Genomic DNA, 23936 nt, shown 5'->3' with positions numbered 1-23936 from the left:
TCAGCGTTATAAAACCTCAATGAATAACGCGCTTTTATTTAATTAAAATCACCCACTATTTATTATCAACCTCGGGAGCGAAATCATGCGGATCCTATTACTTGCATTATCAGTAATCATATTATCCGGCTGTGGAATCAATGAAGAACTCGATTCAATGCTCCTGGAGCAACATAAGAAGAAATGCGATGATTATGGCTTTCAACGGGGTAGCGATGCTTACGCTAATTGCTTGATGCGTCTGGCAGAAATGGAAGATGCCGATGAGCAGAAAATGCTGGATAGGGAAGCCAAGTCAAAAAAATAGCGCTTATCCGCTCGGGTACTGCCGATAAGCGCGTGCCACCGCCGTTGACGTGGTTATTCGTCGATGGCTACGGTGGCAAAAAAGCATTGCGCCAGCGAGTCAGGGACGTGGTGGTCACGCGTCCATTTCATGACCTGCTCTTTTTCTGATAAGGCTGGCTGGCCTCCCCAGACGTCGACAAACTGATTATTCCTGAAGAAAAACGCGCCAGGATCGGCCACTTCGGTTGAGGCATAAACCACCAGCCACTCTTTTTCACCTTGTACCTGTGTGATATCAATGGTCTTTAATGGGATTTTTTCCGTAAGGCTTTTTTGTATCAGCCGTTGATAAGCCGGGGTATTTCCCGCATTCACCGGTTTGTTGAAAGGCTCGCAGCGCTCAGCGGAGAACACAGGGCTCGCCAGCAGAAACAATGAAAGTGACAATGAAACCATCGCTATTTTCATACTTTCCTCGTTGTAATCAGTTAATCGCCGCTAGAGCATTAGCTGGCGGCGGGAAATCGCCTTGCATAAGAGAGAAAACGCGTTTACGCCGGCCACACCCCGGCAGATTGATCGAACAGATTAGCCGCCTGGCTAGAATAGTCCATTTTTCCACCCTGCACGGAAAACTCGAACTACCGGTCGCCACGCCACACCGGTATTTAATTCCCGTCAGCTAAGGTATAGTCCGCGTTTTACCGGGAAACCATGTGACTCACTCATCCATTCGCCTGAACAAATATATTAGCGACAGCGGCTTTTGCTCTCGACGCCATGCCGATCGCCATATCAAGCAGGGCCAGGTTTTTATCAATGGTAGAATGGCCTGCGTGGGTGAACAGGTATTTGTCGGCGACAGCGTGAGCGTTAACGGCCAGCCCCTCGCACCGCGCAAGGCGGAAGATCTGATACTTATCGCGCTGAACAAACCGGTTGGCATCATCACCAGCATGAGCAAGCAGGTGCGCAGCAACATCGGCGATTGGGTTAATCACAGCAAACGCATCTTTCCCATTGGCCGTCTGGATAAAGACTCTCAGGGACTGATATTTCTTACCAACCACGGTGAACTGGTCAACACAATCCTGCACGCCGGCAATAATCATCAAAAAGAGTATCTGGTCACCGTTGACCGGCCGATAACCGATGAATTTATTCAGGGAATGGGCGCAGGCGTGCCGATACTGGGCACCATGACCAAAACCTGTCTGGTAGAGAAAACCGCCACACAGGTGTTCCGCATTACGCTGGTGCAGGGGCTTAACCGCCAGATTCGCCGCATGTGCAAACACTTTGGTTATCAGGTTACCAAGTTGGAACGCGTGCGCATTATGAATATCAGTCTGCACGGATTGGCGCTGGGCGAATGGCGAGATTTTACCTCGGAGGAACGGCTCGAATTATTCCGCCTGATTGAGCATTCGTCGACCGAAGCGTCCAGCCCTGCTGCTGCAGGCATGCCTCCCGCCACCTAACCGGTACGGCAGTTTTTTCTCTCTTCAGTTGCGGTGTTGCATAGGTTGCCGCACAGCAGCATAGCCAAGGTGCTGTGCGGCATACTTTGACGCTGGAAATACGCAGTGTCTCAACGGTCAGAATGACCATCTAATCGTGGCATTGACTGCATTAACCTGCGTATCAGAACCGTATTGTCCTTGATAACCCAGATCCAACCTGCTGGCAGGCGACAGCTTCACGCTCACGCCGACATCCGCCACCATCACATCGTCATCAACCGCCTGCCCCTGCGTGATAAACGCGTCACTACCGGCAAATGCCATACGTGATGCGCTATTTTTATCGCCGTAGGCATGCTGCCAACCCAAGGAGCCGTAAAGACTGACGTTTTTCGGCAACTCGGTCATGGCGCGCAGACCCAACGTTGAATAGAAGGTATTCATCGTTTCATTGTTGACGCTCAGCGCGGCGGCGCCGCCTTTTTCCTGGAAATTATCGGTATGCAGGCGGATATAACTCAGATTGACAAACGGCTCAAGATTGGCGTCCGGCAGGCCAAAACGATAGGCTGCTTCAGTAAACGCCAGCAGTGAATCCGCGTCATAATCCGAGCTCAGCCGATCCGAGAAACTGCCGAAGTTAACGTTGCGTTCGCCTTCGAGCCGGTGCCAGGTGTAACCGAGCGCACCGCGCAGCGAGAAGGCCTGTTGCTGCCCTGCCGCATACAGGCCAAGGTGATAATTGTCACTGTCGGACTTGGCACTGCGGCTATCGACATCATAATTGCCACGGCTGTAGCCCATATATCCACCAATGCGGATACTGTGATCGGCCAGTTTACGATCGGCCCCCAGCAGGAAACCGCTGGTATTGCCCTCCAGTTTACCTACGTTGCCGTTACTGCTGTTCCTGGCCCAGGAGCCAAACGCCTGCCCCCAAACGCCGTTATTGTCAGCCCTGGCTGGCTGCACCAGCGTCATCGCCAACGGGGGAACAGGTAAGGCATCCCCCTCAAATGCCTGAAGCATGCGCTGGTTCAGCACATTGAACAACTGGGTGCTGCCAGCGATCAGGTTAGACTGAACGGAGGGATAGATCTCGCCTGACAGTTGATTGAACGCCTCACGCGCTTGCTGCGTATTCAATAACAGCAAACCATTATACAGCGCCAGTGACGGGCCCTGCTGCGTCAAGGTCGACAACGCGCCAGCGGTATTCCATTGGTTGCTGGTTTGCGCCACCGTTTGGAAAATACCGGGTTTACCGCCTCCGCCCGGATTGCCGCCTTCACCCGGATTGCCGCCTTCACCCGGATTGCCGCCTTCGCCCGGATTACCGCCTTCGCCCGGATTACCGCCTTCGCCCGGATTACCACCTCCGCCCGGATTACCGCCTTCGCCCGGATTGCCGCCTTCGCCCGGATTGCCGCCTTCACCCGGATTGCCGCCTTCGCCCGGATTGCCGCCTTCACCGCCTTTTTGCGCGATGGTCAGATCGACAGCGTTAGCACTCTGATCGAGTGCGACGTCCAAGAATGCAGATTTTGAAATCGCCTCGGCAAAACGACCGTCGATCCCCCCCTCTGAGGTTAAGATGCGGTAACGTTGGCCAGTCTGGTAGCTGGTTTGCGGATCCAGTGCGTTGACCTGTACCCTGGCCTGCTCGCTGATGGTGGTTTTGCCCACCACCCGCAGTTGGTCACTGCTACCATCACCGGCAATATCAACATCGTAGAACGATTCCCCCAGGAAATTCAGATAGCGCTTCAGCGTCAGGGTAGCGATATTGCCGTCGCCGGGAGAAATATGGCCGCCCGACTGAATTTCGGTCTGGCCAAGCGTGCCGTTACCGCCCAGCGTACCGCCGGATTTTATCGATGCCGCACTGCTGTACCCCAGCCCATCGTTAACCTCAGAGCCAGCCGTGGCGTTGAGGATCAGCGTACCGCCGTTCTCGGCACTCAGCGTTTGAACATCGAACTGATTGTCTTCCGGCTGGGTGTTGATATCGCTGGCAATAATGATTTTACCGCCACGGGCGGTCACGTTGGCCTGGAGCTGGGTCAGATCGCCACTCAGCGTCGTTCGCCCGGCGGTATTGATAACCTCACCTTCACCGACCATTTTATTGCCGAAGTCGTAGTTTTCGTCCGTGTGGTTAAAATACACGTAACTGCCGAACAATCCGCCGCGCAGATTGATCACCGTCTGAGCATCGACGCTGCCAGCGGCCCCCGCCACACCGAGCGTCGGTTCGGTCAGGCCGGTGCCGGTATCCATATTGCCACGACTGCCGACGATCAGCGCGCCTCGGTTCGAACCGGAGCCGGTATCACCCAGGCGCAATTCGTTGGCGCCGGCGGAAAATGTGCCGCCATCCACCACCGACAGCACGCCATTGCCATAGTCGCCGACGTTAACGCTGTTGGCACTGCTAAAATGGGAGCCGTCACCGGCAATGTACAGCTCGGCGGTTTTGTTCGAGCCGGAAACACCGGCAATCTGCGCACTGCCGACATTGACCGCACCGCCGTTCAGCACGTCCAGATCGCCATTGGCGGTGAGCGTTTGCGTGATATTCCACAGCGAGTTATTGCTGGTCACCGTGGCTTTGGGATTAAGCTTGTCAGCTTCGTCCGGGATAAAGCCGCTGTCGATACGCGCAGCGCCCGCGGTGGTGACCACGCCGCCGTCTTCAATCAGCAGCGTGGAACGCGCGCCCTGACCAAAACCGAGACCGAGCCGGTCACTGACCACTCTGGAGCCGGCGCCTGTAACGATAAGCTGGCTGTCATATCCACCGGTGGTACCGACGATGATTTCTTTGGCGCTGGCCAGCGCTCCCTGCTCGACCCGTAATGTTCCCAGGCCCAGATCTAGGCTGCCGCGCAGAATATATTGATCGTTGATGGCGCTTAATACCGCGTTCGGCCCTCTGACGGTGACCTGACTTTGATAAATCTGGCCATCATGGCGGCTACCGATATTGATGTTATAGGCATTAATCTCACCATTATCGATCAACAGGTTTGCGCTTTGATTACGCCCGACATAAGCCGTGCCAGCGTAGCTCAAGGGTTGGGTAATACGGGATTCGCCATCAAAAATAACATCATCGGCACGAGCAATATCGGCCGATGCCAGCAATATCAATGGCGCTGAGAATAGTGTGAGGTAAATTTTGGAAAGCGGTTTGTTTACCGCTAAATTATGCGATAGCCGATCTTTCATGTTCTATCTCCGGCACAATTATCTTGATGCCATCAAAGTTATTATTTATATGAAAAACGTAATGCATAAGAGGATACGTAGTCGCGAGCACCGACGGCGATTTATCAAGAAATTAGCTAATGCCCCCCAGCGCTAATGTCTCGATGCCAAACGTGTGGAGGCTCTGCCCCTCAACCCGCGCCCACAGAGGGTTATTTATGCGTGACGACCGGGGTGCAGCTTGGCGTGCTTAGCGTCGGCGCCGAGCCTAAAATACCCGGCATCATCAGCGACGAGCAGTCAAAAATCCGCCCTTTTTCGGTGGTGGCGCGGTAAGACAGTTTTTGCCCCCCCAGGGCATCCGGCTGGGCGCCGTTAACATTGGTCACGGTAATTTCATCCGATGAACCCAGGCCGAGCATTTTAGCCGTTTCCGCCTGCAACAGCGGTATTGCCTGATCGGTTTTCAAGGTTGAACAACCGGCTACCAGTAGTGTAATGCTTATAGCGATAAGTGGTTTTCTCATAAATTGTCCTTTGTAACCAAACAGATCCAAATTCTGTATGGTTTTATGTTTTACCTTATCAAAATCCCTGAATAATATATTTCGCTTTCCTAACCGAAAAAACCCTCCTAAAGTAGGGAGCAGTGATAATAAAAACTTACCAGACCAATCTGATACATTTAAGCGAAAGGAGATACCCTTGGGGCAGGATTATGCGCTGGTCATTGATGACCATCCTTTGGTGGCAAGCGGCATTGCCAACTTCCTGAATACGCATTGTCGTTTTAAGCGTGCCTACGTGGTAACAAGCGAGGAAAGCTGTTATCGCCACATTCTGGAAAACGGCGCTCCACGCTTAATGGTCATCGATTTCTGGTTATCCGATGGAACGGCATTAAAATTATTAAAAGAAATAAAGCAGCTCTATCCAAAAATTCGTTTCCTGGTGGTCAGTGGCGATGAAAACAACGAAATAGGTCAAAAGGTACGTCATGCCGGCGGGCACGGATTTGTGCTGAAAAATCAGCCACCTGAATTATTTTCCCAAGCCGTTTTCGCACTACTGGAAAACCGGACATGGTTCCCGGAAGATAATGCCACCGTTGCCGACAATAGCAAAAACCCACTGCAACAGTTTAATTTAACCTCACGGCAGCTGGAAGTATTAACCATGATGATGCGTGGCTTCCCCAATAAAAAGATAGCGTTACAGCTTGCTATTTCCGAACCCACGGTCAAGGAACACATTAGCAATATTCTGAAAAAGATCGGCGTCAATAGCCGCGTCGAAGCCATTACGCTATTGCATGGCCGGCAAGGGCCATCACAATGACATTACGTCAATCTTTACAACAGGATGGGATTTCCGCACGCGCACAAATCCGCTTATTGAACAATACCTTTATGCGCCTGGTCTTTAGCTTTACCGCCGTGCCCTTTGTGGGTATTCCTTTCGCCATTTGGCTTTATTTAATGGGCAAGGAACTTACGCCAATTATCACCTGGATAGTTATATATATTTTTTGCGCAGTGGCCATCCGATTATGGCATCGCCGCTATCGCCATGAATCCGAGGACGATAATGCCAGCGTCGTAATAAACCGTTGGCTGCCGCGCATCAACAAGCTGGCCTTCGCACATGGTGTGGGTATTTCATCCTTATATTTAATCACTCCAGAAAAAAACAGCTTCGACTTTTTTCTGTTATTAAATATCAGTATTGCGGCTATCGTCGCAGCCAATGCAACCCACCTGACACCGGTCATAAGCACCTTTACGCGTTTTTTCTTTGCCTCCTGGGGGGTATTGAATCTGGGCATTGTCTGGCGGTTGGACGATATTATGCCCATCGTGCTGATGCTGAATCTGCTTTATGGTTTCGCCATTTACCGCCACGCTTTGACCTCGCACGCCTTCTTTATTCAGCAAGCCCACCTTGAAGAAAAAAGTTCGCGTCTGGCGGAACAGTTTCGCCAGGCCAAGGAGCAAGCGGAGCAGGCGTTGCTGGATAAGAACCAGTTTCTCACCACTGCCAGCCATGATTTACGCCAGCCGGTGCATGCCATGGGATTCTTGATTGAAGCCATCATTCATAAAAATCGCGATGACACACTTACCCCACAGCTGTTGGATTTGCAGCAAAGCGTGCGTTCCGTGCACCTGATGTTCAATTCCTTACTCGATCTCAGCAAGATCGAGGCCGGCAATCTCAGCACCGCCGCTATTCGGGTGGACATCGGATCGCTGCTTGATTCAGTGATTACCCTGTTCCGCGAAGAAGCAAACAGCCGGTCATTGTCGTTGCGCACCTGGCGGCCCAAGCGGCGTATCGCCGTGATGGGGGATCACATGCTCATCAGGCAATCGCTGATTAATCTGATACAGAATGCCCTGCGTTACACGCAGCACGGCGGTGTGCTGATCGCCATCCGACCGCGTGGAGAGCAGTGTTTGATCGAAGTGTGGGATACCGGTGTCGGCATCGCTGACGAAGAAAAAGGTAAGATTTTTTCCCCCTATTACCGCCCCGAACTGGCGTGGAAAATCGATAGCGCTGGCCATGGCTTGGGGCTGGCAGTAGTGGCACGCTGTGCCAAATTGATGAAGGTCGAATACGGTATGCGCTCCGTCGAAGGCAAAGGATCGCGTTTCTGGATGCGCTTTGCCCTGTACAGCGGCGAAGACATGCTGGCGGACAGTGCCGGCAACTACGCTAACCTGCCCTCGCCGACGCGCTATGCGTCATTGTCTGGCAACTGCCTGGTGGTGGACGATGATCCGCTGGTGACGTCCGCCTGGTCGAGCTTGATGAGCACCTGGGGTATTACGGTACGCTGCGCCGTCTCCGCAGAGGAGGCATTTGCGATTATCGACGAAGGCTTCGCGCCGTTTGCCGTACTGTGCGATCAACGGCTCCGTTCCGGCGAAAGCGGTTTCGATATTCTGCAAGCGCTGTTTGAACGCCTGCCGAACGTCAGCGGTGCCATGGTCAGCGGCGAGTTCAATTCTCCCATTCTGCTACAGGCCGAGCAGGAAGGCTATCTGGTATTACGCAAACCGTTGGAACCTACGGCTCTGTATGCGTTGCTGTCGCAGTGGGCAACGGGGTTGCACCATTAGCGAGCTAGCGAGTGTCGATATTCGGATAAAGCTGGCGGGAAGAGTCAGTGTGAAGCTGGACAGGTTAATGGATGCTTTATGTACCGCCCACGGCAGGTGGTTGATGGCTCCCGCTCCAACCCGCGATGTTTCCTCTTCATGGTTACGCGGCAAAACGCCGCTGATTAGCGGCCGACCCGGCAAAAAATTGACGCTTTGCTCACGAGCGTCGGCTGGCCGCTAGCGGCAAAGACCAGCGCGGGCACCCTTGGCGCGCCATGGATGGCGCTCAGAAACGCGCATCGACCATGCTGGCGCTAGTGGGTCGCACCGAACTCGGCCACGCCTTCCTCATTGCCGTCTGTTTTCTCCCACCACGCACCTAGCGCATCGATCAGCGGTATCAGCCGTTCTCCCGCAGGCGTCAGATCATATTCGACGCGCAGCGGATAACCGTCGAACTCGGTGCGGCGGACAATTCCCGCCTCCTCCAGCTTGCGCAGTTCAAGCGTCAGCATTTTATGTGAAATCGTCGGATTATCCCGACGCAATTGGTTAAAGCGTTTTGTTCCATCCTGCAGATAGTAGATCAGTAAGGTCGGCCAGCGGCCACTGAGGATCTGCATCACTTCTTCGATTGGGCAACGGGAAATCAGGTTTTTCATAGCGCTCTCGTGGTAACAAAAAAGTGCGTAATTTACTTACTGATATCGACTGTTACAGTACACATCGCTGCACAGTGACTTCAACATAAATCCTGGAGAACCCAAAGTATGGAACCTATTTTGTTATACGGCTTCCCGGCAGGAAGCTCCATGGGGCTGGTTGCTGCTCTCGAATGGTTAGGGCGCCCCTACCGGCTTTGTCGCGTCGACATGCTCGGCGAGATGCGTGAACCCTCCTATCAACGGCTCAATCCACGGGTCGAAACGCCGGTGCTGATCACCGACCGGGGCGAGGTGCTCACCGAAACCATGGCGATCGCGGCATGGCTGGAAGCACGGGACACAGCCCGCAAAATCAGCTTTGATCCATTGTCACACAACGCCGACCGCATGCATCAGCTCATGGCGTTTATCAATACCGGCTTTACCGGTGCATTCACTCCACTGTGGGTGGCGATGGAAATGCAGACACCAAACCCGACGATGCAGCAAGCGTTGCAGGCATGGGGCAGCGAGTATGTCATCAAGCGTCACGACCGGTTCGAGGAGATGATCGGCGATACGCCTTTCCTGCTAACCGACCACCCCACCCTGGCCGACGGTCTGCTGATCGGCGTCGCCCGCTGGCTCGATATTCATCAAGTGGCCAATAAAACGCGCTGGCCGAAGCTCGCCGCGCTGAGAAGCCGCATTGAAGCCGACCCTGCGGTTATCTACGCGACGGCGCTGGAAAGTGGTGAAATACCACGCGGTAACGGCGCCTGCACCGGTCATGTTGAACTGGCCGAGGTCATCGAGCGATTTGGCGTGATATCACAACCCAGCGTGCAACCGGTGCTGGTCAGCGGAACCCCCTGACCGCTCCCGCGATGCGGCTACGGTCATCTAAAAAAGCCCGCAATGACGCGGGCTTGATTATTGCTACCAACGTTGAGCGTTCAGCATCGGGATACTATGCCCCGGTTTAACCTCGACAGGCGTTTCCCATTACCAATCAACCGCCGTTGCCCGGTTCCAGGATGTTAAGCCACTGCCGTTTCCAAAGATATCTGGGGTAAGCACGCGATACGCATGGGAGAAAATCTGCGTTATTCAGCGAGGTATCAACGATAGATAATGTGGATATCCGCCGAGGACATATTTTCATCCGCAATGCTGATTCGTCATACAGGGGCCAGGCTGTCTTGCTACGGAGGTTCGCTTTCATTTCTCTAGGGATCCCTCAATCCTTTTGGCAGCAAGTAAGGGCAAAGGGTGAGCGTTGCTTCGATGTAAAAGCCTCACTCCCCCATTAGGAGAAAGTGAGGAATTACCAAGCCAACTTAGAACCAGGCCTCAAACATGCCACCGATATTCAGCGAATCCAGCCGCTGGTCGCTGGTGCCGTCTATCTTGGCAGTATGCCGGTTATCCACCTGGCCACCGGTGGCATAGAAGCGTAGCATCGGGCGGAATTCTGGCCCCATACCTATGGAAATATTTTGCGACAGCGTCAGCTTCCAGCCCTTGTTATCCCCACCCCGATCGTAGTCCACCCGCTGGTAGCCCGCTTCCAGCCAGGTGGAGTGCACGTCGTTCCAAAAGTACATCGGCCGCACTATGGCACCGTAGTTTTTACGGTTATCGGCGTTGTCCCTGCCGTTATCATAGTCGTGGAAGGCCAGCAGATATTCTACCTGCGCCTGCCGGGTGAATTTATGACTGCCCTCAAAGCTGGCGTAAACCGTGGTCAGGTCGTCGGTTTTGTTGTAGACGCTGTTATCCGAATTGTCGGAGTAGCGCAGAATGATCTTGTTCACCCCGCTGTCGTTGGTGTGACTTAATACCAGCCCGCCCTGCCAGGCATCGAGTCGCTCGTCACTATCCACCGCTTTCGAGTCAAAGCCGTAGTTGGCATACACTTCGACGTCGATCGGCCCGGCCTTGATGCCGTGGGTTTTGGTGGTCAGCGCGTAGTGGCCGTTGTCGCCGGTGTCGGAGCTGCCGGTACAGGTGATGCGTGATGGGTTGGTTTCGTCAGCCATCACTTCCGGGCTACAGGATTTCACCTGCGACACCGTCGCCACGTCAAACAGTACGCCACCAATATCAAAATTCTTCACCCCGGCTCCCTGGCCGTCGTGGTTCATCCAGAAGTAGTCGTTGATGCCCTGTTGCGGACGTTGGTGGAAGTCTCGCCCTGCCCAGATATAGGCATTCGGGTTCGATTCGAGGACATTGGTAACGCCGACGTAAGCCTTTTTCAGGTTCACTTCGTCGCTCCAGTGATCAAACATGACGTTAAGATCCCAGATGGCCCCTTGGCTGCTTTTGAAGGCCTTGCTGAGCTGGAATTCGCCGCCGTTGCTTTCATTACCCAGACGACCGATCGCCGAGGCGCCGTTATAGGAACCGTCGACGCCGACATATTTCTGGTCGCCGGTCTGGATGTGAGCGCCATAACGGGCGTAGCCGCTGAACTTGAGGCCAAATGGAATCGCTAAATCCGGCGAACCCGCAGTAGTTTGCGGGTCGGTAATCACATCGACCTTTTTATCGGCGGCGGCGGTGATTTTCGCCTGCCGTTCGGCCAATGCTTTATCAACCGCTTTAGCGACGATGGCGTCAATCTGTTCCTGAGTGAATTCTTGAGCCAGTACGGAAATAGGGCTCAGCGCGGTGATAACCGCCATAGCTAAATGAATTTTTTTTACAGTTTTCATGGCTATCTCAAATTAATTATTTTCTCAGAAAAAATAACCATCCAGTTCTGGTGTAAATAGCAATAACGCCACCAAAACAAGCTGATTTTATTTTTATTTCGCAGAGGTACAGTTAAATGATTGGCGTGATGCGTATCTCCATAGTCAGAGTAATGAAATATGAGTATTGATAATGGTGAATGCTCTATTCTGCCAATTCACGCGTCAGCAAGGCGTTCGTCAGATAATTCCGTGGGTATGGCATAATCAATATCACAGGCTGGCGCGTCTCGCCCGCAGCCTGCCCAAGCAGTGGAGTTTGCGCCCGGTGCGCCTGGCGGGGTAGCCATCGGCTTTCCGCAGCAGGTTTCAGGCGCCCCCTCGCCTTTAGGCAGCCCATGAGCGCCGAACGGTAGCAACCCCCTTCCTTATTTTGATGGCCGGGCGTTGCAGCTATTACCTGAGTTCACGCTTTAGTCTTTAATTAAATCGTGATTCACCGGCTTCCCAGCTATAGGTGTCATTGGCCATTAACGTGTCACCCAGTTCCTGATAATCGAAATTATAAAACTCTGCGCTGGCTGCATAACCAGAGTAGTCGACTACCGCAAGGCCAACGAATGCCCCGGTGAAGAACCCACCATAACTTTGTAGTACGTAATCGTCTGAGAGAATTGCGGCATCCAATTGGACAGGAATTTCAGTGAAGCTCATTCCGTCAAAACTGTACTCATAAGAATAGCTTTGCTTTCTAACCTTGGTGCGAAACCAGACATACTCGGTGCCTTCCGGGATATTGATTGCTTTATCCTTCAGGTATGAGGTGTATTTCCCTCGATTATTCTCGCCTACTTCGATGACCGAACCATTAATTTCATTCCAGGTAATGAAAACAAAGCTCCAGTGACGATCGTTATAATAATTCGTCAAGCCCGCCATTTGTTGGTAATTAAATGGATTGAACTTCACTTTGACTTGAGCATTAAAATAAAAGGCTTGCCAGCGCCGGGCAATAAGCGAGAGGTCGTGCGTATTCGCTAAAGAACCTTGACCAATTAACATCAATTTTCCATCGCCAGTTGTTCCCATTTTTTCGCTGAACGGGACACGAAGCGTATTCCAGTTAAGATCGAGTGTCGCAGTTGTAAACTCATCTTGCTGACTATGATCTTTTGCACTTTGGGTATAAACAGCGCCCTTTGGCCCTTCGACAAAGGTTTTTCCGCCGTGGCCTCCCACAATGCGTGGCCAGCCGTCTTCATCCCAAAAAACTTTCTGAATAGACGTTTCTCTGCCAAGGGTTGACCAACCACGAGGATCGTAGACAGACTCACCAGCATGATTCCAGGGACGAGCGCAGAGTGAGGCGTAATACCATTCCCCTTCGGGGGTTGAAACCAAGCTGCCATGCCCCTGTTTTTGGATGTAGCTGTCTGGGGTATCTACGTTAGTCAGGAAAACCTCCCCTGGCGCTGTTTCAAAGCTGTTGGCATCCAGGGTTTGGGAACGAGCAACCACCTCCTGGTGGGTAAATACCGTTCCCCCCTGAGCGGCAAAAAGATAGTAATACCCGTTCAGTTTGTAGAGATGGGGCCCCTCAACCAGTGCAACGGCAGTACCGCGATAAATGGTACGCGCTGTTTCTGGTTTCAACTTCAGCGTCTTTGGATCAAACTCGGTTAACGTAATGCCATTAAACGGGTGATGGTACTCGCGATGGTCCCAGGTTTGCTGGACCAAATATTTACGGCCATCATCGTCATGAAACAGTGAAGCATCAAAACCGACGCCATTAAGTTTGATGGGATCGCTCCATGGACCGCGAATATCCGTTGCGGTGGTCAGGTAGTTTGTCATGTCTTTAAAGGCACCTTCGGTGATTTTCACATCCGTATAAACCAACCAGAATTTACCATCGGCATAAGAGAGCGCCGGGGCCCAAATCCCCCCTGACGAAGGGTTGCCCTTCATATCTAAAAGAGCGGTTGTCGACAATGGAGCGGGAAGAAGATTCCAGTGCTCCAGGTCTTTTGACTCATGTAAACGGACACCAGGGAACCACTCAAATGTCGAGTTTGCGATATAGTAAGTATCCTCTACACGGATAATACTTGGATCGGCGTTGAAGCCAGGCAGTATAGGGTTTTGAATAAGGGACATGGCGTTTACCTTTTTTAATTAATTTCTTTTTGCGTATTTATCAAAAAAATAATTTATAACTATATACGAATCTCATCAAGACGACGGTTGATATCCGTGATGTTTTTATCGGTGATTGGATATAACTGAATGACGATCATCGACACAAAGGCTAAAACTATCGGGATCCAAATGGCTGTCATATTTATGCCGGCAATAGCATTTGCATGTTGCTGTACACCGGTTTCGTTAAAGCCATACGCGGCCAGCAGCCAAAGTGGCACGGCACCACCAATGGTAAAACCAATCTTGAAAAACAGTCCCATAATGGCATTGATTATTGCGGCATTGCGCTTGCCTGATGTTAATTCACCATAGGCAATCACTTCTGGCACCAGTGCCCACATAAAGCCGGTAGCCGACGTTAAGCCCCATTGCTTAATAAATGTCGCGATATAAGCCAGCCAGAGCTCATCATGCATTCCATCAAGTGACCAAATGTACGTCAAAAACTCACCCACAATAAACATGCCAAGGAAAAGATGGAAGAAACCTTTTTTACCAAATACTTTCTTGAGTCGTGGCCAGAAAACGGGGAATACGATACCTGGAATTGAGGCAACCAGGCCAACGGCACCCATCCATTCTGAATGGCCGACCACGTACTGATTGAAAAAGCCATTAACCGTGTTCATGAAAAACATGAAGGTAAAAGCCAGCATGAAAAAAAGTCCAAGAACGACAAGCGGTCGATTATTTTTGAGTTCAAGGAACAAATCTGTCGCTTTTACGTTGGCAGATTGTTCTACTGTCGCGACCACGCGTTCTTTTGTTAATTTATAGCAGAGTAAAAGTGCCACGGCCCCGATAATCATATAAACCGAGTAAACGCCAAACCAGGCATAACTCGCTGATGGATCGGTATAATTACCCAGATTGAGTTCAAGCCCAAAAAATCCGGTATCTTTGAGGCTCCGATCTTTTGGCGCAGCCATTTGTACAAACATTGGAAATAGCGTATAGACCAGAAGATTGGCACTATTGGCCAACATCATTCGCGTGCTGGTCAGTTTATCAATAGATTCAGGATCTCTGGTTAATGACGCATTAAGCGAACCATAAGGAATATTCACAACCGAATAAACCAAATCCAGTGCCAGATACACGATAAAGGCAAAAGGAACCGAGCCTCTGACTTCAGGAATAGGAGCAAAAAGCAAGGCAGAAAGAATAACGAGTGGGATTCCTGCTCTTAACAGCCAAGGACGATACTTTCCGGCGGCTGAAATCCTTTTGTCAACAAAAGTCCCCACCATGGGATCCCAAAAGACATTGATGATTCTGACAAAAAGAAATATAAAACCGGCAGCGGCGGTGCTGATGGTATTTACAGTCAGCATGTGAAGAGCAAGAAAACCGCCGATGGTGCCAAAAACCAGGTTTTGGGCAAAGTCACCCATGCCATAACCAATGCGTTCGCCACGCGTTAGTTTATGGTACTCATCATGCCGACTTTGCATTATGTTTCCACTCATTTTAATCACATCTCCTGCCTATTTTGTGAATGCGGAATACTTTCTGACACAGATTACATCAGGGGATCTATTACGTTTTTATATTTATTAATTATGTTTTTTTATTTCCGTGAGCATTGTGACAAAGGTCTTGTATAGGTCATCTATCCACTGTGCTGGCTGGCGACTAACTAGCAATATTCCCAGTGGTTTAACGCACCTGACAAACCGGAATTTTTAATCCCTGGTCACCTAGCGCGGTAAAAGCAAACGATCCGACTGGTTATTAATGTGCTAAATAGATTAACGTATTTTTTGAGATATGGTTCACATTTGAGTATTCTCTTAATCACAGAGTGAAATAACGTAATTGAGCAACCAGCCGGAAAAATACAGGATGATGTCGCATTTTTTATTTTCCGCTGCCAAATTACGGAGTTCATTATGCAACCCCTTGTCCTTCAACCTGAGCACGTAAGTTTTGCAGCTTCGGCAGCCTGGCCGTGCCGATTGCAAAGGGTGAAAACACCTTGCTGAAGTCGCGCTTCAGCAGCAGGCACGGGGTAGTTTTCCCCAACGTCATGCACGTTTTTTGTAGCTAACGGGGTGAAAGTGGTCCATATCCGAGGCCTGTAATCAGATCCAGGGATGAATCTACTCCCCTGATTCGGGATAGCTTATGGTCTCTTTTGAGAAAGTTATGAAAATTAAAATCCTGTACAAGCAGTGTATGAACAACCGGGCGCTCGCCAGGAAACGGGGTATAAGGACTATCGATCAGAGTCGATTTGTCTGCTTGCATATTGGTATCCGATGCCATTCACCTCAACGCCGTGCCCGCTAAAGGGTAGCATCGTTGAGCGCGAGACCTCGTGGCAAGGCATATTGGCATTGATATATCGGCCATGTCGCAGCGATAAAATATCGATGCTCGCAGCCGAAAAGATCCCAGTGATAAGCATAGGCAACGACGATTACGTTGAACCGTCTGGCCTACTTCACTGGTCTAGTGAGACGCTAACGACACCGCCGACACGCGAACGTGGTCAATATCGAAGCCAGAAACTGGCCCGGATGCTGTAAATTTGAGTTGCAGCACCCGAGCCAGGGGGTAGGATTAGGCCGGGAGAAGTTGCGAGCCCCTCAAAAGGCGAGACTCCGACTTCCAGCCGCTAGAGCGAGGTTCAGTTCTTGGAATTTTTCTCCGGATTAAAACCGTCCCAGTTCTCGAACACGTCCATGAATCCCGGAACCGTCTTCTCACGGTTCCAGTCGCGCTGTAGCTCGCACCAGAGCATCGTCCTGCTGATCATCTTGGCGCCGGCCTGCTCAACGCGGCGAAGGCCCATTTCATGGGCGGTCGTCGAGGTGCCGCCGACGGCGTCCGCGACAACATAAACCTCGTACCCCTCCTTCAGAGCGTCGAGCGCAGGGAAGGTAAGGCATACTTCCGTCCAGAGCGCGGTCATGATCAGCTTCTTGCGACCGGTCGCTTCGACAGCTTTCTTAAAGTCCCGGTCTTCCCAGGCGTTGATCGAAGTACGGTCAATCACCGGAGTCTTTGGCAGCAGGTCCATCAAGGGCTGGATAGGCGGCTTGTTCTTGCCGGTAGCAATGTTCACAGCCGTATGGACGATCGGCACATTGTAGTTGAGCGCCGCCTTGACACTGTGGACGATATTGAAGACCAACTCTTCCTGCGGCATCGAACGGATCGAGCTGACCTGGACTGGCTGATAGTCGATCAGAAGGAACGCGCAATTTTCCGGGGTCAGTAGGTGGTCAGAATTGGGATCACGAATAGGTTCGCTGGCCATTAGCTCTCTCTCTTTCTCGTTGCAGACAAATTTTGACTGGCCGTGGTCGCGACCAGCCGACGGATAGGACGTTTCGTTGGATTCAACGACTACGGCCCCTGGCTGAAATCCACCAAACACGATTTCAGTAATTGCTTAAAAGGTCGACGCCCGACGCGCCTGACAGAATGGCTCGCATACCAATCACCATCACGTCTTGGCCTGGCCTGCTATGAGCGCAATTGACACACCCGCCTCCTTTGGCGTCGATTGGCGATGCTCCGGCCAATGTGGCCTAATCAACAACCGCCGCGCCCCTGGCGCTGCTGAATTTGAACTACCTAACCTGTCGTATCGAAGCGCGTATTCTTACGGCGATTGACCAAGACTGCGACGGTGGAAAACAGCACCCCTACTATCCAAAATATCGGGCCAAGTGCTCCTGGCCACCAGGGCATATAACCCGGCACCAGAACAAAGGCGATAAAACCAATATCTGTTGCGCTCACAACAACGAGATTGGTCCACCAGGCGCGAACATCGTTGCGCCAGTTGAAGACGGTAGCGACGCTTGCTATCGTCGCGAAGCAGAGCAGATTCCAAGCGTCCTGCTGAACACGCCCGCTTGCCATGCCTGGCGGCATGGATAGCCCCAGCTTGTATACCAACCACGCCGCCTGGAAGTGGAGAAGAGCCCAGATAAAGTACGCGAGCGCCCCCGCCCTAGCGAGCAAAGTGGCCAGCGCAGCTTGCTGTGATGCCATCGTAGTGCTTGTCATTATTGCGTGCCCCCAGGCAACGTTTCATGAGAGTGTTAGATTTTATTCTCAGGCGATATTTCGATTGCGACAATCCCAATTCTGGAGAATTCATTGTTCTCAATTAGGCATCGATATAGGTGTGGCGCAGAGCCCAGCAGACAATTACAGCGAACAGGTATGTTTCTCAGTCCCGCCATTTGAGAGCATTCGCTATTTGCTCTCAATTTCGGTGCAGTAACCATTGACATGGTTCCCCGTTTGGCATTAATCAATTAAATAGTCAACGAAAAGGCATGCTTGGGATAGCAGAGGATTGAAGTGCAATGACCGATCGCTTCGAGGAATTGAAAACGTATGTTGCTGTCGTAGAGGCAGGGGGTTTTGCTGCCGCTTCAAGACGCCTCACCCTGGCCAAATCTGCGATCAGCCGTCGCGTACGCGATCTGGAGACGCGGCTTGGATCTCCGCTCATGAATCGAAGCACCCGGCAGATCCACCTGACAGATGCAGGACAGGAGTTCTATGAACAAGCCAGGCGCATACTTGCCGAGCTGAATGATGCGGAAAATGCCGTTAGCGAAAAGCATACGGACTTGCAGGGACGGTTACGGATTTCTGCTCCTGTCTCGCTTACAGCGCACTGCCTTATCCGGGTAATTGATCGGTTTGTTACGGCTAATCCAAGACTGTCACTGGAATTCGATACAGACGATAAGATGACTGACATCATTCGCGATGGCTTTGACCTTGCGATCAGAATCGCTAACTTGCGGGACTCCTCCTTGATTGCGCGACGAATTACCACCGTTCGCCACGTATGTTGCGCAAGCCCATCGTTGCTCGAACGCTACGGTCGCCCGAATCAGGTAGATGATTTGGCGGCAATGCCCGGTATCCGTTACAGCAATGTCGAGGAAAGTCGCTATTGGAGCTTCTCTAACGATCGCGCACCAATAATGAAGTCACAGCTCTGTTTCTCCAACGGTGATGCTATTCGCGAAGCTGCTATCGCCGGTCTAGGCGTAGCCATGTTGCCGACATTCATCGCTCATGACGCGATCCGCAGAGGCGAACTCGAAATTGTACTGCGTGAGCATATGCGCCCTCCCATAGGCATGTATGCAGTTTTTCCTTCATCTAAACAGATACCTGCGAAAATCCGCGCATTTATTGATTTTTTGCTCGCCAATTTGGGGGATGAGCCGTTTTGGGATCGAGATATATTGTCGAGGGCAGAGATTAACCGGTTTTCAACAAATGGGGGCAGTTTGACGGTTAAGCGATCGTGATCCTTCACCGTCTCCCAATCGTCCACCCGCCGTGCACCGACGCGGAAAGCCGCTGTCCCAGCCGCTGCTCGAGCAGCGGTTTCCACGGCATCAGTCTAAACCCATGCCATTATCGAGTTGGCATAGCGCCTTCTGGCGCGCCTGAGGCGAAATCTTCAGGGCCTCCCGGTTCAACGTACCCACGGACATACTGTTGAAAGGGCTTCAAATTATGGTATTGGATTACTTAGGCTAGGCAAAAATCTTCATGCACCATGAAAAATGCCATTAATAACGTAATCACATCATTAATGGCATTATTTTATTTAATCAGAACAAAAGATTGGGAGAAACCCTACTCCCACTCGATGGTCGCCGGTGGTTTGCCGCTGATGTCGTACACCACGCGAGAAATGCCGTCGACTTCGTTGATGATGCGGTTGGAAACGCGGCCGAGGAACTCGTACGGCAGGTGTGCCCAATGCGCGGTCATAAAGTCGATGGTTTCTACCGCACGCAGCGACACCACCCAGTCATATTTGCGGCCGTCGCCCATCACGCCAACGGAACGCACCGGCAGGAACACGGTGAACGCCTGGCTGACCTTGTTGTACAGATCGGCTTTGTGCAGCTCTTCGATGAAGATCGCGTCGGCACGGCGCAGCAGGTCGCAGTACTCTTTCTTCACTTCGCCCAGCACGCGCACGCCCAGACCCGGCCCCGGGAATGGGTGACGATACAGCATGTCGTACGGCAGGCCCAGTTCCAGGCCGATCTTGCGCACTTCGTCCTTGAACAGCTCTTTCAGCGGCTCGACCAGGCCCAGCTTCATCTCTTTCGGCAGGCCACCCACGTTGTGGTGCGATTTGATCACGTGCGCCTTGCCGGTGGCTGAGGCGGCGGATTCGATCACATCCGGGTAAATGGTGCCTTGCGCCAGCCATTTGACTTCGCTCTGCTTGCAGGCTTCTTCGTCGAACACTTCGACGAATACCCGGCCAATGATCTTGCGCTTGGCTTCCGGCTCATCCACGCCGGCCAGCGCGCTCAGGAAGCGCTCTTCGGCAGGAACATGCACGATGTTCAGACCAAAATGATCGCCGAACATTTCCAGTACCTGATCGGCTTCGTTCAGGCGCAGCAGGCCGTTATCAACGAACACGCAGGTCAGGCGCTTGCCGATGGCGCGGTGCAGCAGCATCGCGGTCACCGAGGAGTCTACGCCGCCGGACAGGCCGAGGATCACATGATCTTCGCCTACCTGCTCACGGATGCGCTCTACCGCGTCTTCGATGATGGTGGCCGGCGTCCACAACGCTTCACAACCACAGATGTCCAGCACGAAGCGCTCCAGCATGCGCTGGCCCTGACGGGTGTGCGTCACTTCCGGGTGGAACTGCACGCCGTAGAAACGTTTTTCTTCGTTGGCCATAATGGCGAACGGACAGGTGTCGGTGCTGGCAACGGTAACAAAATCGGCCGGAATGGCAGTCACTTTGTCGCCGTGGCTCATCCATACGTCCAGCAGCGGCTTGCCGCTGGCGCTAACGGCATCTTCGATATCACGGATCAGGGCGCTCTGGGTGGTCACTTCCACCTGCGCATAACCGAACTCGCGCTCGCTGGAGCCTTGCACGTGGCCGCCCAGCTGCATCGCCATGGTTTGCATGCCGTAGCACACGCCCAGCACCGGTACACCGGCGGTGAACACGTATTCTGGTGCGCGCGGGCTGTTGAGCTCGGTGGTGCTTTCCGGGCCACCGGACAGAATGATGCCGCTTGGATTGAATTCGCGGATCTGCTCTTCCGTCACGTCCCAGGCCCACAGCTCACAGTAAACGCCGATTTCACGTACGCGGCGAGCCACCAATTGGGTGTACTGCGAACCGAAGTCCAGAATAAGAATGCGATGCTTATGGATATTTTGTGTCATGTGAGGCGAATTCCAGCAACAGAGAAAAAGGAGAAAATCTAAATCGTCAGGGCGATCCCCGTCGGCGAGGCCCGGCGTGATGCCGGGCCAGCCTCTGAAATCAACCCATACGGTAGTTTGGTGACTCTTTGGTAATGGTCACGTCATGCACATGGCTTTCCTGAATACCGGCACCGCTGATGCGCACGAACTCCGCTTTGGTACGCAGTTCGTCGATGGTGGCGCAGCCGGTCAACCCCATGCAGGAGCGCAGGCCGCCCATTTGCTGGTGTACGATGGCTTTCAGCATGCCCTTGTAGGCCACGCGGCCTTCGATGCCTTCCGGCACCAGTTTGTCCGCCGCGTTGTCGGTCTGGAAGTAACGATCCGAAGAGCCTTTGGACATCGCACCCAGCGAGCCCATGCCGCGATAGGACTTGAACGAACGCCCCTGATACAGTTCGATTTCGCCCGGCGATTCTTCGGTACCGGCCAGCATCGAACCCACCATGACGCAGGAAGCACCCGCGGCGATGGCCTTGGCGATATCGCCAGAGAAACGGATACCGCCATCGGCGATAACCGGGATACCGGTGCCTTCCAGCGCTTCTACCGCGTCAGAAATTGCGGTGATCTGCGGTACGCCCACGCCGGTGACGATACGGGTAGTACAGATTGAGCCAGGGCCAATACCCACTTTCACCGCGCTGACGCCGGCTTCCACCAGCGCTTTGGCGCCGGCTGCGGTCGCCACGTTGCCGCCGACGATTTGCAGATCCGGGTATTTGGCGCGGGTTTCACGAATACGCTGTAACACGCCTTCGGAATGGCCATGGGAGGAGTCGATCAGCAACACATCAACGCCTGCGGCCACCAGCGCATCGATACGCGCTTCATTGCCGGCACCGGCGCCGACCGCAGCGCCTACGCGCAGACGGCCGTGTTCGTCTTTACAGGCGTTGGGCTTGCGCTCTGCCTTTTGGAAATCCTTGACGGTGATCATGCCGAGCAGATGGAAACTGTCATCCACCACCAGCGCTTTCTCAACGCGTTTTTCGTGCATTTTTTGCAGCACGACTTCACGCGCTTCGCCTTCCTTGACCGTTACCAGACGGTCTTTCGGCGTCATCACGGCGGTGACCGGCTGGTTGAGGTCGGTCACGAAGCGAACGTCGCGGCCGGTAATGATGCCGACCAGTTCGTTGTCTTCAGTGACTACCGGATAGCCGGCAAAGCCGTTACGAGCAGTCAGCTCTTTGACTTCTTGCAGCGTGGTGGATGGGGTAACGGTCTGCGGGTCGGTGACTACGCCGCTTTCATGTTTCTTCACGCGGCTGACTTCTTCAGCCTGACGCTCAATGGACATGTTTTTGTGAATGAAGCCGAGGCCGCCTTCCTGCGCCAGCGCGATGGCCAGGCCGGATTCGGTGACGGTATCCATCGCTGCGGACAGCATAGGGATATTCAGGCGGATAGTTTTGGTCAGCTGAGTGCCTAATTCTGCAGTGTTAGGCAGAACCGTGGAGTGGGCTGGAACCAGGAGAACGTCGTCAAACGTCAGAGCTTCTTTAGCGATACGTAGCATGGGCAATATCTCACCAGGGTGGATGCGGAAAAGATAAAATATTGCCGCGGCATTATACAGAGCGTAATCGGTTGCCTCCAGCACTTTCTTACAAAAACTCTTGATTACCTGTTTGAGGCATGTAGTATCGACCAATTAAGTGGTTGTTTTGGAATTTGATCTGGGTCACATGTCACTACCTACCTCTCCGTCCATTTTTACCGTAAGCCGCCTGAACCAGACGGTTCGACAACTGCTGGAAATGGAAATGGGGCATATTTGGCTCTCGGCCGAGATCTCGAACCTCTCCCAACCGGCTTCCGGCCACTGGTATTTTACCTTGAAGGACGATCGCGCTCAGGTTCGCTGCGCGATGTTCCGTAACGCCAATCGCCGCACCACCTTTCGCCCACAGAACGGCCAGCAGGTATTGGTTCGCGCCAGCATCACGCTGTATGAACCGCGCGGCGATTACCAGCTGATAGCCGAAAGCATGCAGCCGGCCGGTGATGGTCTGCTGCAACAGCAGTTCGATCAGCTTAAACAGCGTTTGTCTGCCGAAGGGCTGTTCGATCAGCAGTTCAAACAGCCGTTGCCAAGCCCGGCACGCCGCGTCGGGGTGATCACCTCCTCCAGCGGCGCCGCACTGCACGATATTCTGCAGGTATTACAGCGGCGCGATCCGTCTTTGCCGATTGTCATCTACCCGACCCCGGTACAGGGAGCGGAAGCGCCGTTGAACATCGTGCGTGCGATAGAAACCGCCAACCGCCGCGACGAATGTGACGTGTTGATCGTCGGCCGTGGCGGCGGTTCACTGGAAGATCTGTGGAGCTTTAACGATGAACGGGTGGCGCGGGCAATTTTCGCCAGCCGCATTCCGATTGTCAGCGCCGTCGGCCATGAAACCGACGTCACCATCGCCGATTTTGTTGCCGACCTGCGCGCCCCGACTCCCTCAGCAGCGGCGGAGCTGGTCAGCCGCAATCAGCTGGAGCTGTTGCGTCAGTTGCAATCACAGCAGCAGCGGCTGGAAATGGCGATGGATTACTATCTGGCACAGCGTCAGCAGCAGTTTAGCCGTATCAACCACCGTTTGCAGCAGCAGCATCCGCATCTGCGCCTGGCGCGGCAGCAAACGCTGCTGCTGAAACTGCAACGCCGGTTGGAAGATGGCATGCAACATCAGCTGCGACTCTCGTCGCGCCGCAGCGAACGCGCCCAGCAACGGCTGGCGCAAACGCAGCCGCTGGGCCGCATCCATCGTTATCAGCAGCGGGTGCAGCAGCAGGAATACCGCCTGCAGCAGGCGCTGGAACGCCAGCTCAATGCCTATCGTCAGCGTTTTGGCGTCGCCTGCAGCCAGCTGGAAGCGGTCAGCCCACTGGCGACGCTGGCACGCGGCTACAGCGTGACGCAAACCCCGCGCGGCGAGGTGCTGAAAACCACCCAACAGACGCAGGTCGGCGAAATGCTGAAAACCCGTTTGCAGGACGGCTGGATCGAAAGCGAAGTGAAAACCGTCACCAAAGCGAAAAAGCCGCGCAAAAAACGCGCGGCCGACTAGTCTG

The 23936-nt window shown here is 53.1% G+C and carries 18 protein-coding genes; 7 read left to right on the top strand and 11 right to left on the bottom strand.

Translation table 11 applies throughout. The features are described from left to right. The first annotated feature begins 85 nt into the window (after positions 1–85). On the top strand, positions 86–307 hold the full coding sequence (locus tag NYE85_RS10360; protein WP_259004643.1) for a hypothetical protein: 222 nt from the start codon (positions 86–88) through the stop codon (positions 305–307). Positions 308–360: 53 nt separating this feature from the next. Here NYE85_RS10360 and NYE85_RS10355 read toward each other — a convergent pair whose 3' ends face one another. Then, positions 361–756 carry a hypothetical protein gene (locus NYE85_RS10355; RefSeq protein WP_259004642.1) on the bottom strand — a complete coding sequence of 132 codons (396 nt, stop codon included), beginning with the start codon at positions 754–756 and terminating at the stop codon, positions 361–363. Positions 757–1004: 248 nt separating this feature from the next. On the opposite strand from NYE85_RS10355, the gene rluF reads away from it, so the two are divergent. Next, positions 1005–1769 carry a 23S rRNA pseudouridine(2604) synthase RluF gene (rluF, locus tag NYE85_RS10350; protein WP_259004641.1) on the top strand — a complete coding sequence of 255 codons (765 nt, stop codon included), beginning with the start codon at positions 1005–1007 and terminating at the stop codon, positions 1767–1769. 117 nt (positions 1770–1886) lie between these two features. Here rluF and NYE85_RS10345 read toward each other — a convergent pair whose 3' ends face one another. Then, positions 1887–4982, bottom strand: a complete 3096-nt coding sequence (locus tag NYE85_RS10345) for an autotransporter domain-containing protein (RefSeq protein WP_259004640.1) — start codon at positions 4980–4982, stop codon at positions 1887–1889. Positions 4983–5173: 191 nt separating this feature from the next. After that, positions 5174–5488 (bottom strand): lipoprotein, encoded by a 315-nt coding sequence (locus tag NYE85_RS10340; protein ID WP_004959768.1) that lies wholly within the window; start codon positions 5486–5488, stop codon positions 5174–5176. A gap of 178 nt (positions 5489–5666) precedes the next feature. On the opposite strand from NYE85_RS10340, the gene NYE85_RS10335 reads away from it, so the two are divergent. After that, the gene (locus NYE85_RS10335; RefSeq protein WP_004959765.1) at positions 5667–6299 is read left to right on the top strand and encodes a response regulator transcription factor; all 633 of its coding nucleotides are present in this window, start codon (positions 5667–5669) and stop codon (positions 6297–6299) included. Further along, complete coding sequence (locus NYE85_RS10330; protein WP_198774089.1) at positions 6296–8086, top strand: hybrid sensor histidine kinase/response regulator; 1791 nt, start codon at positions 6296–6298, stop codon at positions 8084–8086. Before NYE85_RS10335 ends, NYE85_RS10330 begins: the two co-directional genes overlap by 4 nt. Positions 8087–8382: 296 nt before the next feature. Here NYE85_RS10330 and NYE85_RS10325 read toward each other — a convergent pair whose 3' ends face one another. Then, positions 8383–8730 carry a helix-turn-helix domain-containing protein gene (locus tag NYE85_RS10325; RefSeq protein WP_259004637.1) on the bottom strand — a complete coding sequence of 116 codons (348 nt, stop codon included), beginning with the start codon at positions 8728–8730 and terminating at the stop codon, positions 8383–8385. Between the two features lie 108 nt (positions 8731–8838). Between NYE85_RS10325 and NYE85_RS10320 the strand changes: the two genes are divergently transcribed. Further along, on the top strand, positions 8839–9588 hold the full coding sequence (locus NYE85_RS10320; protein ID WP_259004636.1) for a glutathione S-transferase family protein: 750 nt from the start codon (positions 8839–8841) through the stop codon (positions 9586–9588). A 464-nt stretch (positions 9589–10052) separates the two neighbouring features. On the opposite strand, the gene NYE85_RS10315 is transcribed toward NYE85_RS10320, so the two are convergent. From NYE85_RS10315 to NYE85_RS10295, 5 genes are all read right to left on the bottom strand, one after another. Continuing rightward, positions 10053–11432, bottom strand: coding sequence for a carbohydrate porin (locus NYE85_RS10315; protein ID WP_259004634.1), 1380 nt, complete (start codon positions 11430–11432; stop codon positions 10053–10055). A gap of 459 nt (positions 11433–11891) precedes the next feature. After that, positions 11892–13571: a glycoside hydrolase family 43 protein gene (locus tag NYE85_RS10310; protein ID WP_259004632.1), complete on the bottom strand. Its 1680-nt coding sequence runs from the start codon at positions 13569–13571 to the stop codon at positions 11892–11894. A 59-nt stretch (positions 13572–13630) separates the two neighbouring features. Then, on the bottom strand, positions 13631–15070 hold the full coding sequence (locus NYE85_RS10305; RefSeq protein ID WP_259006299.1) for an MFS transporter: 1440 nt from the start codon (positions 15068–15070) through the stop codon (positions 13631–13633). 1178 nt (positions 15071–16248) lie between these two features. Beyond that, entirely contained in the window at positions 16249–16881 is a 633-nt protein-coding gene (locus tag NYE85_RS10300; protein ID WP_259004631.1) for a hydrolase, read from the bottom strand. 320 nt (positions 16882–17201) lie between these two features. Beyond that, positions 17202–17639 carry a hypothetical protein gene (locus NYE85_RS10295; protein WP_259004630.1) on the bottom strand — a complete coding sequence of 146 codons (438 nt, stop codon included), beginning with the start codon at positions 17637–17639 and terminating at the stop codon, positions 17202–17204. A 305-nt stretch (positions 17640–17944) separates the two neighbouring features. Here NYE85_RS10295 and NYE85_RS10290 point away from each other — a divergent pair, with 305 nt between their 5' ends. Beyond that, entirely contained in the window at positions 17945–18910 is a 966-nt protein-coding gene (locus NYE85_RS10290; protein WP_259004629.1) for a LysR family transcriptional regulator, read from the top strand. A gap of 334 nt (positions 18911–19244) precedes the next feature. Here the strand turns inward: NYE85_RS10290 and guaA are convergent, their stop codons facing one another. Next, the gene (guaA, locus tag NYE85_RS10285; protein ID WP_259004628.1) at positions 19245–20822 is read right to left on the bottom strand and encodes a glutamine-hydrolyzing GMP synthase; all 1578 of its coding nucleotides are present in this window, start codon (positions 20820–20822) and stop codon (positions 19245–19247) included. Between the two features lie 100 nt (positions 20823–20922). Beyond that, a complete protein-coding gene (gene guaB / locus NYE85_RS10280; RefSeq protein WP_039991841.1) occupies positions 20923–22386 on the bottom strand; it encodes an IMP dehydrogenase in 1464 nt (487 codons plus the stop codon). Between the two features lie 169 nt (positions 22387–22555). On the opposite strand from guaB, the gene xseA reads away from it, so the two are divergent. After that, the gene (gene xseA / locus NYE85_RS10275) at positions 22556–23932 is read left to right on the top strand and encodes an exodeoxyribonuclease VII large subunit (protein WP_259004627.1); all 1377 of its coding nucleotides are present in this window, start codon (positions 22556–22558) and stop codon (positions 23930–23932) included. Positions 23933–23936 lie beyond the last annotated feature (4 nt).

It is taken from the genome of Serratia sp. AKBS12 (genome assembly GCF_024793895.1).
In the GTDB taxonomy this organism is placed as follows: Bacteria; Pseudomonadota; Gammaproteobacteria; order Enterobacterales; family Enterobacteriaceae; genus Serratia_F.
Note: the sequence above shows the minus strand (reverse complement) of the source record. Positions and strands in the feature narration are given on the sequence as shown.

Coding starts and splice junctions, on each gene's coding strand:
- NYE85_RS10290 (WP_259004629.1), top strand. CDS start 17,945: ATGACCGATCGCTTCGAGGAATTGAAAACGTATGTTGCTGTCGTAGAG.
- NYE85_RS10355 (WP_259004642.1), bottom strand. CDS start 756: ATGAAAATAGCGATGGTTTCATTGTCACTTTCATTGTTTCTGCTGGCG.
- NYE85_RS10345 (WP_259004640.1), bottom strand. CDS start 4,982: ATGAAAGATCGGCTATCGCATAATTTAGCGGTAAACAAACCGCTTTCC.
- NYE85_RS10295 (WP_259004630.1), bottom strand. CDS start 17,639: ATGACAAGCACTACGATGGCATCACAGCAAGCTGCGCTGGCCACTTTG.
- NYE85_RS10320 (WP_259004636.1), top strand. CDS start 8,839: ATGGAACCTATTTTGTTATACGGCTTCCCGGCAGGAAGCTCCATGGGG.
- guaB (WP_039991841.1), bottom strand. CDS start 22,386: ATGCTACGTATCGCTAAAGAAGCTCTGACGTTTGACGACGTTCTCCTG.
- NYE85_RS10340 (WP_004959768.1), bottom strand. CDS start 5,488: ATGAGAAAACCACTTATCGCTATAAGCATTACACTACTGGTAGCCGGT.
- xseA (WP_259004627.1), top strand. CDS start 22,556: ATGTCACTACCTACCTCTCCGTCCATTTTTACCGTAAGCCGCCTGAAC.
- NYE85_RS10310 (WP_259004632.1), bottom strand. CDS start 13,571: ATGTCCCTTATTCAAAACCCTATACTGCCTGGCTTCAACGCCGATCCA.
- guaA (WP_259004628.1), bottom strand. CDS start 20,822: ATGACACAAAATATCCATAAGCATCGCATTCTTATTCTGGACTTCGGT.
- NYE85_RS10360 (WP_259004643.1), top strand. CDS start 86: ATGCGGATCCTATTACTTGCATTATCAGTAATCATATTATCCGGCTGT.
- NYE85_RS10305 (WP_259006299.1), bottom strand. CDS start 15,070: ATGCAAAGTCGGCATGATGAGTACCATAAACTAACGCGTGGCGAACGC.
- NYE85_RS10330 (WP_198774089.1), top strand. CDS start 6,296: ATGACATTACGTCAATCTTTACAACAGGATGGGATTTCCGCACGCGCA.
- NYE85_RS10325 (WP_259004637.1), bottom strand. CDS start 8,730: ATGAAAAACCTGATTTCCCGTTGCCCAATCGAAGAAGTGATGCAGATC.
- NYE85_RS10300 (WP_259004631.1), bottom strand. CDS start 16,881: ATGGCCAGCGAACCTATTCGTGATCCCAATTCTGACCACCTACTGACC.
- NYE85_RS10315 (WP_259004634.1), bottom strand. CDS start 11,432: ATGAAAACTGTAAAAAAAATTCATTTAGCTATGGCGGTTATCACCGCG.